Raw genomic sequence first — 15,929 nt, 5'->3', positions numbered from 1 at the left:
AACTAAACCAAATCCAAATTAGCGGTTAACCTGCATTAGTTCATCACTAATGACCTGGTGAAGATAACCATTAGTAGCTAGGATCCTCCCAGAATCAATTTCTAAATCACTACCATTATAGGCGGTAACCTTACCTCCTGCTTCCCGCACTAAAATTATACCAGCACCCATATCCCAGGGAGCAAGACCCCTTTCCCAATATCCATCCACCCGTCCGCAGCTAACATAAGCTAAATCCAAGGCTGCGGATCCCCCCCGTCTCACACCTTGGGTCCGATGGGTAAAGTGGCAAAATTCTGGATAGTTAGTATCACTTGTTTCTCTTCTATCATAGGCAAAACCCGTAGTTAGGAGACTTTTGCCCAATTCTGTGGTGGTGGAGACCTTAATGGGACGACGGTTACGTGTTGCACCTAGACCAGCAGCAGCTTGAAATAGTTCCTCCCGGAGGGGATCGTAAATCACACCTACTTTTGGCTCTCCCTCCACTAGCAATCCAATGGAAGTAGAAAAACAGGGATATTGATGGGCATAGTTAGTGGTGCCATCCAGGGGATCAATTACCCAAAGATACTGACTGGTTTGATTTCCCAGTTTTCCTGATTCTTCAGCTAAGATACGGTGTTCGGGAAAGTGACGATTAATCACTGCCAGAATTGCTTTTTCAGCGGTTTGATCAGCAGCAGTGACTAAATCACCCGGTCTACCTTTTTCACTAATTGCATCTTCTACCTTCCCTAAATAGTCTTGTAAAATCACACCAGCAGCTAGGGCTGCTTCCGTAGCAATGTCTAGAAAAACTTGTAAATTCGTCATCTCCATGGCCAATGGCAAATAAAAAAGCGGGAACCTAACCGTTGATCCGACGAAATTGACCGGGAGTTAGACGTAAGGGGTTTTCTGGATTCCAAATCCCTTCCCCCATGAGTCTAGCCCAGTGTTGGGCATTTTCCAGGCGTAAATCGTATTTGTGATTAGGGGATCTTCCTGCAAATAGAGCATACCCTTGTTTGATGATCTGCTCGTTCACTAGCACCTGATCCTTCCAAACATAAGCTAGGTTGCGTCCAAATTTATCCTGGGTTTGTAAATCAAACTCTAGTGTGATTTGGGCGCTATTGGTATTATTATTGGTAGTATTATCACTATTGGCATCTTGAATCAACTTTTCTAACAATTTTCTGGCATCTTCTCCCCAAGGGTACTGACGCAGGTCGGGTGCGTCTAAACCAATTAGTCGCACGGAGGAGACTGAATTTGTTGGCTCTCCTATTTTTGCCACTTCTAGGGTTTGCCCGCTTACTACTCTTACTACTCTCGCTTGAACTATACTATCTTTGGTTTTGTCCTTGCTTTGACAGCCTACTAAGAGGAACATTAGTGAACAACAAAGTACAATTGGCAGCAAACTTATACAATTCCAGGAATTGCCCCTAATTGCCATCCTGGGTACTTTGTTATCATTCCCTAGGAAAAGTTCTATAATCCTCATTAATTTGCCTCTAGTCTTCTTCCAAGGGGAACCCAGCCCTTACCTTACCTTTGCCAAAAAATCGCCCGAATTGAAGTTCATAAACTTCATCCTCATCTTGAGTTTCTACCTCTAGGTTGGAACAAGCATAACTTACACATAACAAGGCGTAACCTTGACGACGTAATTCTGGAGATAAACCAATAGCTTCGGGTTGGTAAATTTCCCCGGATAAAACTCTCACAGCACAGGTGGTACAAGCCCCATTGCGACAAGAAAAGGGCAATTCCACACCATTGTTTTCTGCGGAGTGGAGAATGTAACGATCATGGGGAACTTGCACCCTATGGGATAGGCCAGTTTGGCGATTATGAACTGTAATTGTGTGGGTTTGAGTCATGTTTCGTCGGAGTTGGAAAAATATATAACCACCCTATTGTAAAAAACATACCTGGCAAAAATGGCAAAAATTTTTTGATTTAACCATTGCATTTTTTAAGATCTTAGTTTATAGTTATAACTCATGACCTACTGGAGAGGTGGCCGAGTGGTTGAAGGCGCAGCACTGGAAATGCTGTTTGGAGGAAACTTCAACGAGGGTTCGAATCCCTCCCTCTCCGTCTCTTAATTCTGAATAGGCGTAAGTGGGTGGGTAGAATTAAATATAAGATGAACATTGTGCCTCCCTACTTATATGGTTTTCAAACTTGTGGTGAATCTTATTCCAGCTTGCCATGTTGATATTAACAAAACTGAAAAGCGACCATGGTCACACTGCTTTTGACTTAGTTTTACCCCTTACTGCTGAGGAACGCAGGCGCAGTCGTTATCGCTTAATATTAGAAAACCATCAGGAAATATGTTGGCGTTTATCTCGCGGGAAGGTTCTTCATCATGGAGATATGCTCGCAGATGAAAGTGAAACAACTTGGATAAAAATTGTTGCCAAACCCGAACCTGTTTTGACAGTGGTTGGCACAACCCCTATACAATTACTACGAGCAGCTTATCACCTGGGCAATCGTCATGTACCAGTGGAACTTACTACTGATTATTTGCGCTTGTCTCCCGATTTAGTGCTACAATCGATGCTGCAAAAATTGCAGTTGGAGGTGACAGAAGAAGTGGCACCTTTTTACCCCGAACTAGGAGCTTATGGAGACCATCACTCTCACGAATAGTCGTTTTTTGTCTATTTTACAACTAGCCAGTCCCTCTTTACCTGTGGGTGCTTATAGCTATTCTGAGGGATTAGAAGTGCTCGTGGAAAATAGGACTATTCACGACAGGGTTGGACTGAAAAATTGGTTAGATTCCGAATTGCGCTACGGCTCAATTCGTATTGATGGTGCAGTTATGATTAGAACCATACAAGCCACTACTTTGGAAGATTTAGAAGGGTTGAAAAAATGGAACTCTTGGTTGTCTGCTTTTAGAGATACACAAGAACTGCGCGCTGCTAGTTGGCAAATGGGAAGATCTCTCTTACAATTATTGGGCAAGTTATCACCCCCAATTACATCCATATCCAATACGGTTGGTTATCCTTGTAACTATGCGATCGCCTTTGGTATTGGCTGTGGACACTGGCAAATTGATACTCGGGTAGCGTTGTTGGCATATTTACATAGCTGGGTGAGTAATTTAATTACAGCAGGCATAAAACTCATTCCCTTAGGTCAAACCAGTGGTCAAGAATTGTTGTGGGAGTTACAGGGACTATTAGATACAACAGTGGAGGAAATTCTCTCCCTGGAAGATGATCATCTCAGTTGTTGTAGTTGGGGTTTATCTTTAGCTAGTATGCAACACGAAACTCAGTACACAAGACTATTCAGAAGTTAGAATAGTTGATAAACATTAACATTAATAATAACTAATTATTGCTTATGAGTGCCTATCGTGTAGGAGTAGCAGGACCTGTGGGTTCTGGCAAGACGGCTTTAGTGGATGCACTATGTAAATCATTGAGAGAGAGTTATAAATTAGCGGTTGTTACCAACGATATTTATACTCAAGAGGATGCACAATTTTTAGTTCGCTCTCAAGCATTAGAAAAGGATCGTATTTTGGGGGTGGAGACGGGGGGATGTCCTCACACAGCGATTAGAGAGGATGCTTCTATGAATTTGGCAGCTATTGAACAGTTAGAAGAGAAGTTTACCGATCTAGATGTGGTCTTTTTAGAAAGTGGGGGAGATAATCTAGCTGCTACATTTAGTCCGGAACTGGTGGATTTAACCATTTATGTTATAGACGTTGCTGCGGGGGATAAAATTCCCCGCAAGGGTGGACCGGGAATTACTAAGTCGGATTTACTGGTCATTAACAAAACTGATCTCGCTCCCTACGTTGGTGCAGATCTAAATGTTATGGAACGAGACACCAAGAGAATGCGTGGCGATCGCCCTTTTATCTTGACCAACTTGAAAACCCAAGTGGGATTAACAGATGTAATTGATTTTATCATATCAAAGATCTGCTAAGTGGGTGGGTGGAATTAAATATAAGATGAACGTAGGATGGGTTGAGGAACAAAACCCATCCTACAAATAATTTCCCAGAGTAGAATCTATTAATCAATTAGGTCTGCTATGGATAATTGACGTTGCTTGCTTAATTCTTGTATTCGCATCTTGTCAGCATATATAGTTTGGGCATAAAGATTATACTGATCTGGATCCGTGTTGGGATCTGTTTTTTGCCAAAGTTCTAAAAAGTGACGATAGCGATTTTCCCTAAATACTTTTTCCATACAGGCGATCGCAGCTTGTACTAGTTGATTTGTGCGTAGTAATATTTCTTGTTTATTCTTCTCATTCAGTTGGAATATATGCTGAACCGGACCTAGATCATTTTGTGTTTCCAAATAGAGGTTCTGTAATTGAGAAATTAAATCTAGGGTTTGTGAAGGGAACTGCAAACTTTTTTCCCATAAAAAACGATGATGGGAAACACTAAATTCCAAATTACTGGATCCCAAGGTTTCGATGATTACTTGACGCTCTTGAGGACAATGGAGAAAGATTCTTAATAATAATCCTTCAGCTTGCTCCAACAGACTGGGTTGAGGATGGGATATGGGGGATGTTTTTGACCATATTGTAGAATTTGGGGTGGGGCGTAAAATTGCAGTGGGTGTAACCTGAGTAATGAGATTTTCCACTCTCAGGGGTATTAATCTACTATCTCCTAAACTGAGGATTTCCGCACAGTGGGAGATATAATAATTCAAAGTATCACTATTTAAAATTTTTTGCAATAGCTTAACAAACTCCCTACTCACCAATTGAAAATCCGTAGGTTGTTTTAAATCTCGACCTTGAATAACTTGTGCAATTTGCCAGTCTAACCACAGGGGGGCGTCAACTAATAATTGCCCATAGTCTGTTACCGAGTGATTTTTTAAGTATTCATCCGCATCCTTACCATCAGGAATATGCAAGATTTTTAACTGTACCTCACCCTTATATGCCAAGTTGCTGATTTCCCCAATTGCTCGTTCTGTGGCATTAATACCTGCCTTATCTCCATCAAAATTTAGCACTAATTGTTTTGATTCACTATACCGCAATAATAATCTTACCTGTTCTAAACTCAACGCCGTACCCAAAGAAGCTACCACATTATTAATTCCTTTGGCATGGAGGGCGATCGCATCAAAATATCCCTCTACAACCACCGCCTGATCCAATTTAGAAATAGCATCTTTAGCCAGATCCAAAGCAAATAGGGTTTTACTCTTATCAAATAATTCTGTTTCGGGAGAATTCAAATATTTTGGTTGTTCATCAGTCAAAGTTCTACCACCAAAAGCAATCACCCTACCTTGAACATCACGAATGGGAATCATCAACCTATTACGAAATACATCATAATAACCACCACCTTCCTTTCTTGGTTTAATCAAACCAGCTTTTTCTACCAGGTGGGCGGGGTAATTTTTATTTTCCACCAGATAATGATATAAAGTTTCCCAACCTGGAGGAGCATAACCCAAGGCAAACTTTTCCACAGTCTCTGTTTTTAAAAACCGTTTTCCTTGTAAATATTGTAGTGCTTGTTGACCTATATCCTGTCTTAGAACGTGTTGATAAAATTGACTCGTAGACGCTAAAACCTCAAATAATTGCTCCCGTAAAGATAACTGACGTTGTAATTCCTGTCTTTGTTCGGGTGCTAAAGTTTTCACAGGCACTTGATAGCGTTTCGCCAAGTCCAGAACCACTTCTGCAAACTGTCTCTTATTCAAGTCCATGATAAACTTAATAGCATTCCCGGAAGCCTGACAACCGAAGCAATAGTATATTTGCTTAGTAGGACTGACGGTAAAACTGGGGGTTTTCTCCTCATGAAAAGGACATAAACCGACAAAATCCTTACCTCGTCTGCGTAAAACCACATAATCTGAGATAACATCCACAATGTCCGCACGATGTTTAACCTCTTCCACGGTATCTGGGTGTAAACGGGGGATTTGCATTTCTTCAGGAACTATTTATCGCACAAGTTCATAGTACCATTAAAATTAGTAGAATGGGATTGCCAGAATCGCATATTACTGGAGTAAAATTTAATTCAAAAAATTTCCTTTTAACCATAGGAATTCATCAAAATGGGACGTATTTTCATTTCCGCTGCACATGGGGGTAAAGAAAATGGCAAAATTGACCCGGGATCTATAGCTGGGGGTACAACAGAATCCGGAGAAATGATTCTGTTACGAGACCTAATTGTTACAGAACTGCGAGGTCGTAACTTAGAAGTTTTATCTGTTCCCGATGATTTAAGTGCTGTCCAAACCATCTCTTGGATTAATTCTCGTAGTCGTGCTGGTGATGTGGCGCTGGAAATTCACACTGATGGTGCTAATAACCCCACAGTCAGAGGTGCGGGAGTGTTTTATATTGCTAACAACACCGAGCGGAAACAAAATGCAGAAATACTGTTAACAGGTTTGTTGCGTCGCGTCAATCAACTGCCCAGTCGGGGAGTGAGACCAGATACGGATAGTGGTTTGGGGAGTTTACAATTTTGTCGTCAAACCAATCTTCCTGCATTACTGATGCAGGTGGGGTTTATCACCAGTCCAGAAGACCGGAATTTATTACAAACTCGTCGTCGGGATTTTGCCCTAGGAATTGTTGATGGATTAGTTGGTTGGAGTCAAATCATTGATCCTAAACCTGGGACCCCTGTAGATGCCAATTATCTGGCAATTAACATTAATATTAATGGGCAAAACTATGGTGAACAAGGAATATTAATTAATGGTAATTCCTATATCCCTGTAGACCTAGTAGATAGACTGCGCATTGATTTATCACAGGGATCTAATATTAATCGTGTAACTTATCGTCGTATTGTTTATGTTAAAGCCATCGAACTGCGGGACTTTAACATTTCCATTGCTTGGGATAGCAGCACCAAAACCGTAAAACTGCGTTCGGTTTTGGCAATTTGTGCTGGACATATTGATAAAATAATTTCCAATGGTAGTACCACAGAAGTGCAATTACAACTGTTTTTGCGCAACAACAACGAAAATGCCTTAAATCAGTTTGGGGATATACCAAAACTCTATCGAGAAGAAGCCACATTAGAGGGTGTAAATCATGACATTGCCTTTTGTCAGATGTGTTTAGAAACCGGATTTTTAAGATTTGGCGGTGATATTAAACCACAACAAAACAATTTTGCCGGTTTAGGAGGAATTAGTGGTGGTGCAGAAGCAGCTTCTTTTAGTAGTGCGAGAATTGGTGTTAGAGCCCATATTCAACACTTAAAAGCATACGCAAGTTTGGAACCATTAGTGCAAGAAGAAGTAGATCCGCGTTTTAGGTTTGTCACCAGGGGAGTAGCACCCTCAGTGGATCAACTTTCTGGGAGATGGTCAGCGGATTTAGACTATGGAACAAAAATTAAAGCCTTGTTCAAAAGACTATATGAGTCAGCAGGACTAATTTAGCTGGTCTAATTCAGGGGGGTCTAATTCGGTGGTTGGACGCGTTTTTTCAATCCTTCTCCCCATTGATTTTTCGCATAGTCTTCAACCTTATGGCACAATGGATCCGAGTTCTCAAAAACTAGTCCCTAAACAGATTATTTCTAGCATGACTGCAATCACCAATCTTCCTAGTCTTTACGAACCCTTCTCCACAGAAGCAAAATGGCAAACATCCTGGGAAGAAAATCAAATTTACAAAGCAGATCCTAATCACCCTGGCGTGCCATACTGTGTTGTTATTCCGCCTCCAAATGTCACTGGTAGTTTGCACATGGGTCATGCCTTTGAAAGTGCGCTAATTGATGCCCTGGTGAGATATCATCGGATGAAAGGAAGGAATACACTATGGCTACCTGGTACTGACCACGCAAGTATAGCAGTGCAAACTATTTTAGAAAAAAAACTTAAATCAGAAGGTAAAAACCGCTACGAATTAGGTAGAGAGAAATTCTTAGAAAGGGCTTGGCAATGGAAAGCTGAGTCTGGTGGTACGATTATTAATCAGTTACGACGTTTGGGTGTTTCAGTGGATTGGTCACGGGAACGCTTTACCTTAGATGAAGGGTTATCAAAAGCTGTTTTAGAAGCATTTATTAAACTTTATGAAGAGGGGTTAATTTACCGTAGTAATTATTTAGTCAACTGGTGTCCAGCTTCCCAGTCTGCTGTATCGGACCTAGAGGTAGAACCCAAGGAAGTAAATGGTAATCTGTGGCATTTTCGCTATCATCTTACAGATGGTACTGGATATGTGGAGGTAGCTACCACTAGACCAGAAACCATGTTAGGAGACACAGCAGTTGCAGTCAACCCAGAGGACTCAAGGTATAAGGATATAATCGGAAAAACCCTAAATTTGCCGATTATGAACCGACAAATCCCAATTATTGCTGATGAGTTGGTTGATCCTGCTTTTGGTACGGGATGTGTGAAAGTTACCCCCGCCCATGACCCTAACGATTTTGAAATGGGTAAACGCCACAACTTGCCGTTTATTAATATTATGAATAAAGATGGCACTCTTAACGACAATGCGGGGGAATTTCAGGGACAAGACCGATTTGTTGCTAGAAAGAATGTAATTAGTCGTTTGGAATCGGAAAATCTACTAATAAAAGTAGAAGAATATAAACACACAGTACCTTATAGCGATCGCGGTAAAGTTCCTGTTGAGCCCCTACTTTCTACCCAGTGGTTTGTGAAAATTCGTCCTTTAGCGGACAAAACCCTAGAGTTCCTAGACCAAGAGAACTCACCGGAATTTGTCCCCCAGAGGTGGGGAAAAGTATATCGTGACTGGTTAGTCAATCTAAGGGACTGGTGTATTTCCCGTCAGTTGTGGTGGGGTCATCAAATTCCCGCTTGGTATGCTGTGAGTGAAACTGGGGGAGAAATTACCGACAGCACACCCTATTTTGTGGCTCACAACGAAACGGAGGCCCTAGAAAAGGCCCGAGCTTTAGGGGTTGAAAATGTGCAACTAATTCAAGATCCGGATGTGTTAGACACATGGTTTTCTTCCGGGTTATGGCCATTTTCTACCCTGGGATGGCCAGAAAAAACCCAAGATTTTGACACATATTACCCCACAACCACTCTCGTTACGGGCTTTGATATTATATTTTTCTGGGTAGCAAGAATGACTATGATGGCTGGACATTTCACCGGAAAAATGCCTTTTCAAACGGTTTATATTCATGGTCTTGTCCGAGATGAGAACAACAAGAAAATGTCCAAGTCAGCTAATAATGGGATTGATCCATTATTGTTGATTGACAAATATGGTACGGACGCTTTACGTTACACCCTAGTAAAAGAAGTGGTTGGTGCAGGTCAAGATATTCGTTTAGAATATGACCGTAAAAAGGATGAGTCAGTTTCAGTAGAAGCATCTCGTAATTTTGCTAATAAATTATGGAATGCGGCCAGATTTGTGATGATGAATTTGGACGGACAAACACCAGAGCAGTTGGGGGAACCCCAGGGGATAGAACTGAGTGACAGATGGATTCTTTCCCGTTATCATCAAGTGGTAAAACAAACCAACAACCATATTGATAATTATGGGTTAGGGGAAGCAGCTAAGGGGTTATATGAATTTATTTGGGGAGACTTTTGTGATTGGTATATTGAACTGGTAAAATCCAGATTACAAAAGGATGCGGATCCCGTATCGCGGAAAACTGCCCAGCAAATACTGGCCTTAGTTTTATCGGGAGTGTTAAAGTTATTACATCCTTTCATGCCCCATATTACGGAAGAAATTTGGCAAACCCTCACCCAACAACCAATAGACAACGGGCAATTTTTAGCCTTGCAAAGTTATCCAGAAGCGGATAATAAATTAATTGATTCTGAGTTAGAAGAACAGTTTGATTTGTTGATTGCTACCATTCGTAATATTCGCAATTTGCGTGCAGAAGCTGATGTTAAACCTGGGGCAAAAATAACTGCTAATTTAGAAAGTGATAGCGAAAAGGAAAGAGCAATTTTAGTTGTTGGGCAAGATTATATCAAAGACCTAGCTAAGGTGGAAACTTTAACTATTAACATTCCTCAAGAGAGTAGCGAGGTTGAGGAAGAACCAGAAGTTAATGTAGGAACTGATGTAGGGACTAATATCGCGAATAATCTCGGGAATATCTTCAAGAATAGCGAGATTTTCAGCAGTCCCTATTGGGATAATTTCAGAACCCTAGCCATAATTTTGGGTGTGTTGGTGATACTCAAAGTTGCCTTTTTTGTGGGCAATACACTATTGAGTGTACCACTTTTTGGAGCTTTATTTGAAGCTGTGGGTTTGTTTTATGTAGTTTGGTTTGTTTTGCGTCATTTGGTCAATTGGAAAGCCAGACGGGAATTTTTGGACAAATACCTTACAGCTCCCTCAAAAGCACCAGCATCGGAAACCAAATCTACAGAATCCACAGAACCTAACGTCAGTGTGAAGGAAAATTCGATTTCAGGTGTGGTAGGTACAGTACAGATAGTAATTCCCCTAACTGGGGTGGTTGATGTGGAGGTGTTGCGAGCCAAATTGGAAAAAAGCCTAGGTAAAGTGCAAGCAGAAATAGATGCTTTAACTGGAAGGTTGAATAATCCTAACTTTGTTGACAAAGCTCCCCCAGCTGTGGTGCAAACCGCTAGAGATACTCTAGCAGAAGCAGAAAAACAAGCTCAGATTCTCAGGGAGAGACTCGCTGATTTATTGTAGGGTACATTAAGTCGGTTTCTAACCGACTATTATAAAAAACACCAGAGGTTGGAGTTAATAGTTTGATTCAAGGAAATGGGTTTAACATCAAAAAAGATCATTACAAAATTTGGAGGATTTAAAAAAGTTAGGAATAAGTGGGTGGGTGGAATTAAATATAAGATCAACGTAGGTTGGGTTGAGGAACGAAACCCAACAAACCAACCGGATATAAGTGCATAATCAAATTTATCTATCTACATTTATTTATATAGGGATAAATAATAAGAAAAAATTAGGGGGATGAGATAACTTTTTTTATGGTCGAGGGGATAAAAATGTGGCAATATGAGGGTTAAGTATAATGGAGTGTGAGCATCTGTGGAAAAGTGCAAGGACTTCCATTGTCAGGGTATCACATCCAAAGGTCAATAGTCAACCCCACCAAATGAAAATAAATAATAGCTGAAATTGCATCTGTTGTAGGACTTACATGATACTATAACTCAACTCTAAATATGTAAACTTATGAATATGGTAAATTCGCCAAATCCTAAATCTTTTGTGTATACTCGAAAAACACTATCTAGAGCAGAGCGAGCCCTCATCTGTTCACCCTTTCGCCTGAAACTCTTTCGAGACATGCAAAGTCAAAGTATTCCCCAAGGAGCGATCGCCACGGTAAATGGTGTCCAACAGGGTTATACCCAAGTTAGTCTCTCAGGGTTAAGATGTGATAATGCTTTGGGTTGGTTGATTGAAGTCGGGGTATTACGTCGAGAAGTTGATGGACAAGGAATCACTGATCGATTTCGTCTCACACCCCTTGGTCATCAATTGGTGGAAAAATTTGCCCACCAACCCTGGACTAGAGCTTCATGGGGCGATCGCCTGCAGGATGCTATAACTCGTTGGTTGCGTCTACCGTCAATCTAAATTTCGGATGGAAGTATGAAATCAATTATGGTGGTGGGAACAACATCCCACGCGGGTAAGTCTCTAATCACAACAGCTTTGTGTCGTATCTTTTCTCAAAAGGGATGGCGAGTGGCTCCCTTTAAAGGCCAAAATATGGCTTTAAATGCCTATGTCACGGCTAATGGTGGAGAAATAGGCTACGCTCAAGCTGTACAAGCTTGGGCAGCTAAAATACCTCCAACGGTAGAAATGAATCCAATTTTACTCAAACCCCAGGGAGATATGACTTCTCAGGTCATTATTAAGGGAAAAGTTGTAGGTAAGGTTAGTGCTAGGGATTATTATGAACAGTATTTTGAAATAGGTTGGCAAACGATCCAAGAATCTCTGAAACAATTAAGCTCGGAATTTGATTTGATTGTTTGTGAAGGTGCTGGCAGTCCTGCGGAAATTAATCTCAAGCATCGGGACCTAACCAACATGCGGGTGGCCAAATATCTAGGAGCATCCACTATTCTCGTAGTTGATATTGATAGAGGTGGAGCTTTTGCTCATGTAGTTGGTACCCTGGAATTGTTAGAACCAGAGGAACGAGCTCTAATCAAGGGGATAATCATCAATAAGTTCCGAGGAATGCGTTCCCTGCTGGATCCGGGAATTACATGGCTAGAAGAACGGACGGGAATTCCAGTACTTGGGGTGATACCATACATTTCAGAAATATTCCCCGCAGAAGATTCCCTGGACTTATTGGATCGCAAATCCACTAAATTTGAATCTGATCTGAATATAGCAGTTATCCGATTACCAAGAATTGCTAATTTCACCGACTTTGATCCATTGGAATCGGAACCAACAATATCGGTGAAATATATAAGTCCTAAACAGGAGTTAGGATATCCTGATGCGGTCATTATTCCAGGGACAAAAACCACAATAGCCGATCTAATTGTGCTACAAAAAAGTGGCATGGCGGAAGCAATTCAACAATATGCGGCCAGTGGAGGCACAGTTTTAGGTATCTGTGGTGGTTTTCAAATGTTAGGTCAAGTAGTGGCAGACCCAGAAGGAATTGAGGGTCCACCCGGGAAATATCAGGGATTAAACCTATTGCCAATTAAAACCATAATTACAGGGCAAAAAACCGCCCGTCAGCGTCAGGTAATTTCCAATTATCCCCAGATGGGTCTACCCATACAGGGATTTGAAATTCACCAAGGACGTTCTCGCGTAGAAGAACCCACGGATAAATCCAGTCATGAATCCCCCTGTCAACCCCTATTTGATGATGCTAATTTAGGTCTAGTAGATAATTGTCAATCAATTTGGGGTACTTATTTACACGGAATTTTTGATAACGGAGCTTGGAGACGCAGTTGGCTAAATCGTCTTCGTCAACAGCGCGGTCTCAAGTCTTTGCCCACTGGTGTTGCCAATTACGGAGAACACAGAGAAAAGATTTTAGATTCCCTAGCTACTGAAATTGAAAGCCATTTGAATCTGAGTCCCCTAACTAATGTTGACACCATCAGATTGTAAAAACGCTTTATCTCACATTCCCATTTACCATGACGATTAATATTCGCTTTTTACCAGATAATGTTACCGTCAAAGCCACAATAGGAGAATCCCTATTAGATGTGGCAGAAAGAGCAGGAGTGTGCATACCCACTGGTTGTTTAATGGGGAGTTGTCATGCTTGTACTGTAGAATTAGATGATGGTGAAGTTATCCGTGCCTGCATTACACCTGTTCCTGCAGTAACGGAGGAATTAACCATACATCTTTTTACCGATCCCACCTGGTAGAAATGCTGATGTAGGTGGGCAAGTTTAGATTTTACAGTAGGGAACGGAAGATGGAAAATGTACTAGTAAACCATATTCCAAACCTGCTACCACCGCTTGATAGGAAGCTTCCAAAATATTAGTGGATACTCCTACGGTTGTCCAACGTGCTTGACCATTACCAGACTCAATTAGGGCCCGGGTTTTGGCAGAGGTGCCCACATTACCATTGAGAATTCTCACTTTGTAGTCTGTTAGTTCAAACTCGGCAATTTGAGGGTAAAAATTCAACAGCGCTTTACGTAACGCTGCGTCTAAAGCTGCAACGGGACCGTTTCCTTCTGCTACCTCTAAAATATTTTCTCCCCCCACACCTACCTTAATTGTAGCTAGGGAGTTGGTGATGTTTTTTTCGTTGGCTAGATCACAATGTACTCGAAAACCCTGGACTTCAAAGAACTGTTGCTTGAGTCCTAATACTTCATACATTAATAGGACAAAACTAGCTTCTGCAGCTTCAAATTGATAGCCTTCATTTTCTAGTTCCTTAATGCGTCTGAGAATTTCCTTGGTTTTCGGGTCATGTTTATCTAATTCTATGCCCAAAGTTTTTGCCTTGGCTAAAACGTTACTTACCCCAGCTTGTTCAGAAATCACGACTCGACGGAGATTCCCCACTTGCTCCGGTTGGATATGTTCATAAGTGAGAGAGTTGCGCTCCACAGCTGAGACATGAATGCCACCTTTATGAGCAAAAGCTGAACGTCCTACATAGGGCGCGTGATCATCTGGTGCCAAATTAACCACTTCACTGACAAAACGACTTGTAGATGTCAGTTGACTTAGTAGATGTTCGCCAATACAATTATAACCTAGTTTTAATTGTAAGTTGGGGATTAAAGAACAGAGATTAGCATTGCCACAGCGTTCACCATAACCATTTATCGTCCCCTGAACCATTGTAGCTCCCGCCATTACAGCTGTAATAGCATTAGCAACTGCCATTTCTCCGTCATTATGAGTATGGATGCCAATATGGACATTTGATGACCAGTCAGAAATTGACTTGCTAACAATAGTAACAATTTGGGAAACCTCCTGGGGAAAAGTTCCACCATTAGTATCACATAAAACTAACCACTCAGCACCGCATTGGGCAGCTATTTTGATGGTCTGCAAGGCATAATCTGGATTTTGCTTATATCCATCAAACCAATGCTCAGCATCATAAATTACCCGCTTACCTTGGGAACGTAAATACTCGATGGTATCACCAATCATGGACAAATTCTCATCCAAAGAGGTCTTAATGCCCTCTGTAACATGTAGATCCCAAGATTTGCCAAAAATTGTCACCCAAGTTGTGCCCGCAGCTAAAATCGGTTCTAGCATGGGTTCATTAATAGCTTGGGAAAAAGGACGACGGGTGGAGCAAAAGGGGACTAGTTGAGCTTGCTGCAGGGGATTTTTGCCCACTTGCCAAAAGAACTCTATATCCTTGGGATTAGCGCCTGGCCAACCACCTTCTATAAAAGGTACACCTAATTGATCCAGTTTATGGGCAATACATAATTTGTCTTGTATAGATAATGACAAGCCTTCCCGTTGACTGCCGTCTCGGAGAGTGGTGTCATAGATTAGAATTGGCTTGGATAGAGCTTTGGTCATAAAGCAAAGATCTGGTAAACTACTACCTATTTTCTATGTTCTCTCATCACTGTGCAATGTAGCTATTAATTAGCCGTAACTTAAATATGTTTAAAATATCCTTAAAAGTTAAAAAGATTGGAAAAAAGTTGAATCTCACGAAGCGGAATTTGCCGTTACCTCCCTTGTACGGTTAAGGTAGAAAGCAAGGCATCCCCGATAGATTGTGTCGTTTTGGGGTGGTATATGTACTTCCTTTCCAAGGAAGTCCCACCTGTTATCCCCAAAGTGAGATATGATTTGTTCTTAGCCTATCAAATGTGGATTTTAGGTAGTTTGAAGATGACACGTCATGGATTTTCACGGTCAAGGTTCTCAGCCAGTTTGCACACCGGAAACTTACAAAGGAGATAAACAAGATGGGTAAATGGACACCATTAGTTTTAATGGCTGGAGGCGTGGCAATCCTAGTGGGTACCCTATTGGGGATTAACTTTCCCATGGGTGGAGACCAGTCTGCTAATGTTCCCCCAGAAAGGCGTGCTTCGGGCGTTCTCCCAGCTAATATTAATGTTAACACCTCTGCTCCGGGAGAGGATGGGGAATCTGCTAATAGAAATAATCAAAACAATTCGGAAAGTGCCAATAACACGGATATCCCCGATGATTTTCCCAATACTCCCAGAGGTGCTAGGGTAGCTCAAAGCAATTCTACCAACGGTTCACCCAGAGATTCTAGTACCACCCAAGACCTGAACAACAGTGATGGATCTAGCTCTGATATAAATAATGGATCGGAATCTGTTAGAACTAATCGAAACAAACGACCTATTCGTGCTTTGTGGTAGTAAAGTAATTATATAAGGTGTAATCTAGGTTAGGGGGCTAAAGCCCCCAGTCTACCAT

At 41.4% G+C, this 15,929-nt stretch carries 14 protein-coding genes and 1 tRNA gene; 10 read left to right on the top strand and 5 right to left on the bottom strand.

The window, feature by feature from the left end; genetic code table 11:
- Window positions 1–18 precede the first annotated feature (18 nt).
- From IAR63_RS01250 to IAR63_RS01240, 3 genes are read right to left on the bottom strand one after another with little or no spacing between them, the layout of a single operon-like run.
- Complete coding sequence (locus IAR63_RS01250) at window positions 19–816, bottom strand: inositol monophosphatase family protein (RefSeq protein WP_187706303.1); 798 nt, start codon at window positions 814–816, stop codon at window positions 19–21.
- 34 nt (window positions 817–850) lie between these two features.
- Window positions 851–1,492, bottom strand: a complete 642-nt coding sequence (locus tag IAR63_RS01245) for a thermonuclease family protein (RefSeq protein ID WP_096547507.1) — start codon at window positions 1,490–1,492, stop codon at window positions 851–853.
- 10 nt (window positions 1,493–1,502) lie between these two features.
- Window positions 1,503–1,871 (bottom strand): 2Fe-2S iron-sulfur cluster-binding protein, encoded by a 369-nt coding sequence (locus IAR63_RS01240; RefSeq protein WP_187706302.1) that lies wholly within the window; start codon window positions 1,869–1,871, stop codon window positions 1,503–1,505.
- Window positions 1,872–2,004: 133 nt separating this feature from the next.
- Between IAR63_RS01240 and IAR63_RS01235 the strand changes: the two genes are divergently transcribed.
- The 4 genes from IAR63_RS01235 (at window position 2,005) to ureG (ending at window position 3,957) form a co-directional block, all read left to right on the top strand.
- Window positions 2,005–2,091 (top strand) — tRNA-Ser (locus IAR63_RS01235).
- 114 nt (window positions 2,092–2,205) lie between these two features.
- Window positions 2,206–2,652: an urease accessory protein UreE gene (gene ureE, locus IAR63_RS01230; protein WP_187706301.1), complete on the top strand. Its 447-nt coding sequence runs from the start codon at window positions 2,206–2,208 to the stop codon at window positions 2,650–2,652.
- Window positions 2,627–3,316 (top strand): urease accessory protein UreF, encoded by a 690-nt coding sequence (locus tag IAR63_RS01225; RefSeq protein WP_187706300.1) that lies wholly within the window; start codon window positions 2,627–2,629, stop codon window positions 3,314–3,316. Before ureE ends, IAR63_RS01225 begins: the two co-directional genes overlap by 26 nt.
- 44 nt (window positions 3,317–3,360) lie before the next feature.
- Window positions 3,361–3,957 carry an urease accessory protein UreG gene (gene ureG / locus IAR63_RS01220; protein WP_187706299.1) on the top strand — a complete coding sequence of 199 codons (597 nt, stop codon included), beginning with the start codon at window positions 3,361–3,363 and terminating at the stop codon, window positions 3,955–3,957.
- Between the two features lie 89 nt (window positions 3,958–4,046).
- Here the strand turns inward: ureG and dnaG are convergent, their stop codons facing one another.
- Complete coding sequence (gene dnaG / locus IAR63_RS01215; RefSeq protein ID WP_187706298.1) at window positions 4,047–5,954, bottom strand: DNA primase; 1,908 nt, start codon at window positions 5,952–5,954, stop codon at window positions 4,047–4,049.
- Between the two features lie 132 nt (window positions 5,955–6,086).
- Here dnaG and tftA point away from each other — a divergent pair, with 132 nt between their 5' ends.
- From tftA to IAR63_RS01190, 5 genes are all read left to right on the top strand, one after another.
- Window positions 6,087–7,439: a hormogonium tapered terminus morphoprotein TftA gene (tftA, locus tag IAR63_RS01210; RefSeq protein WP_187706297.1), complete on the top strand. Its 1,353-nt coding sequence runs from the start codon at window positions 6,087–6,089 to the stop codon at window positions 7,437–7,439.
- A 145-nt stretch (window positions 7,440–7,584) separates the two neighbouring features.
- A complete protein-coding gene (locus tag IAR63_RS01205) occupies window positions 7,585–10,692 on the top strand; it encodes a valine--tRNA ligase (protein WP_187707298.1) in 3,108 nt (1,035 codons plus the stop codon).
- A gap of 507 nt (window positions 10,693–11,199) precedes the next feature.
- Entirely contained in the window at window positions 11,200–11,607 is a 408-nt protein-coding gene (locus tag IAR63_RS01200) for an Npun_F0494 family protein (RefSeq protein WP_006277160.1), read from the top strand.
- 15 nt (window positions 11,608–11,622) lie between these two features.
- Window positions 11,623–13,128, top strand: a complete 1,506-nt coding sequence (gene cobQ, locus IAR63_RS01195) for a cobyric acid synthase CobQ (RefSeq protein ID WP_187706296.1) — start codon at window positions 11,623–11,625, stop codon at window positions 13,126–13,128.
- Window positions 13,129–13,157: 29 nt separating this feature from the next.
- On the top strand, window positions 13,158–13,397 hold the full coding sequence (locus IAR63_RS01190; protein ID WP_187706295.1) for a 2Fe-2S iron-sulfur cluster-binding protein: 240 nt from the start codon (window positions 13,158–13,160) through the stop codon (window positions 13,395–13,397).
- Between the two features lie 24 nt (window positions 13,398–13,421).
- On the opposite strand, the gene cimA is transcribed toward IAR63_RS01190, so the two are convergent.
- Window positions 13,422–15,044 carry a citramalate synthase gene (gene cimA / locus IAR63_RS01185; RefSeq protein ID WP_187706294.1) on the bottom strand — a complete coding sequence of 541 codons (1,623 nt, stop codon included), beginning with the start codon at window positions 15,042–15,044 and terminating at the stop codon, window positions 13,422–13,424.
- A 398-nt stretch (window positions 15,045–15,442) separates the two neighbouring features.
- On the opposite strand from cimA, the gene IAR63_RS01180 reads away from it, so the two are divergent.
- Window positions 15,443–15,871 (top strand): hypothetical protein, encoded by a 429-nt coding sequence (locus tag IAR63_RS01180; RefSeq protein ID WP_187706293.1) that lies wholly within the window; start codon window positions 15,443–15,445, stop codon window positions 15,869–15,871.
- The last annotated feature ends 58 nt before the right edge of the window (window positions 15,872–15,929 follow it).

The sequence above is a fragment of the Cylindrospermopsis curvispora GIHE-G1 genome (assembly GCF_014489415.1).
GTDB classification, from domain to species: Bacteria; Cyanobacteriota; Cyanobacteriia; order Cyanobacteriales; family Nostocaceae; genus Raphidiopsis; species Raphidiopsis curvispora_A.
This window is presented reverse-complemented; position numbering and strand designations above follow the sequence as displayed.

Bases quoted from the DNA above. Each gene is read 5' to 3' on its own strand.
- tftA (WP_187706297.1), top strand. From the start codon at position 6,087: ATGGGACGTATTTTCATTTCCGCTGCACATGGGGGTAAAGAAAATGGC.
- cimA (WP_187706294.1), bottom strand. From the start codon at position 15,044: ATGACCAAAGCTCTATCCAAGCCAATTCTAATCTATGACACCACTCTC.
- IAR63_RS01200 (WP_006277160.1), top strand. From the start codon at position 11,200: ATGAATATGGTAAATTCGCCAAATCCTAAATCTTTTGTGTATACTCGA.
- ureG (WP_187706299.1), top strand. From the start codon at position 3,361: ATGAGTGCCTATCGTGTAGGAGTAGCAGGACCTGTGGGTTCTGGCAAG.
- IAR63_RS01245 (WP_096547507.1), bottom strand. From the start codon at position 1,492: ATGAGGATTATAGAACTTTTCCTAGGGAATGATAACAAAGTACCCAGG.
- ureE (WP_187706301.1), top strand. From the start codon at position 2,206: ATGTTGATATTAACAAAACTGAAAAGCGACCATGGTCACACTGCTTTT.
- IAR63_RS01225 (WP_187706300.1), top strand. From the start codon at position 2,627: ATGGAGACCATCACTCTCACGAATAGTCGTTTTTTGTCTATTTTACAA.
- IAR63_RS01180 (WP_187706293.1), top strand. From the start codon at position 15,443: ATGGGTAAATGGACACCATTAGTTTTAATGGCTGGAGGCGTGGCAATC.
- IAR63_RS01240 (WP_187706302.1), bottom strand. From the start codon at position 1,871: ATGACTCAAACCCACACAATTACAGTTCATAATCGCCAAACTGGCCTA.
- cobQ (WP_187706296.1), top strand. From the start codon at position 11,623: ATGAAATCAATTATGGTGGTGGGAACAACATCCCACGCGGGTAAGTCT.
- IAR63_RS01190 (WP_187706295.1), top strand. From the start codon at position 13,158: ATGACGATTAATATTCGCTTTTTACCAGATAATGTTACCGTCAAAGCC.
- dnaG (WP_187706298.1), bottom strand. From the start codon at position 5,954: ATGCAAATCCCCCGTTTACACCCAGATACCGTGGAAGAGGTTAAACAT.
- IAR63_RS01205 (WP_187707298.1), top strand. From the start codon at position 7,585: ATGACTGCAATCACCAATCTTCCTAGTCTTTACGAACCCTTCTCCACA.
- IAR63_RS01250 (WP_187706303.1), bottom strand. From the start codon at position 816: ATGACGAATTTACAAGTTTTTCTAGACATTGCTACGGAAGCAGCCCTA.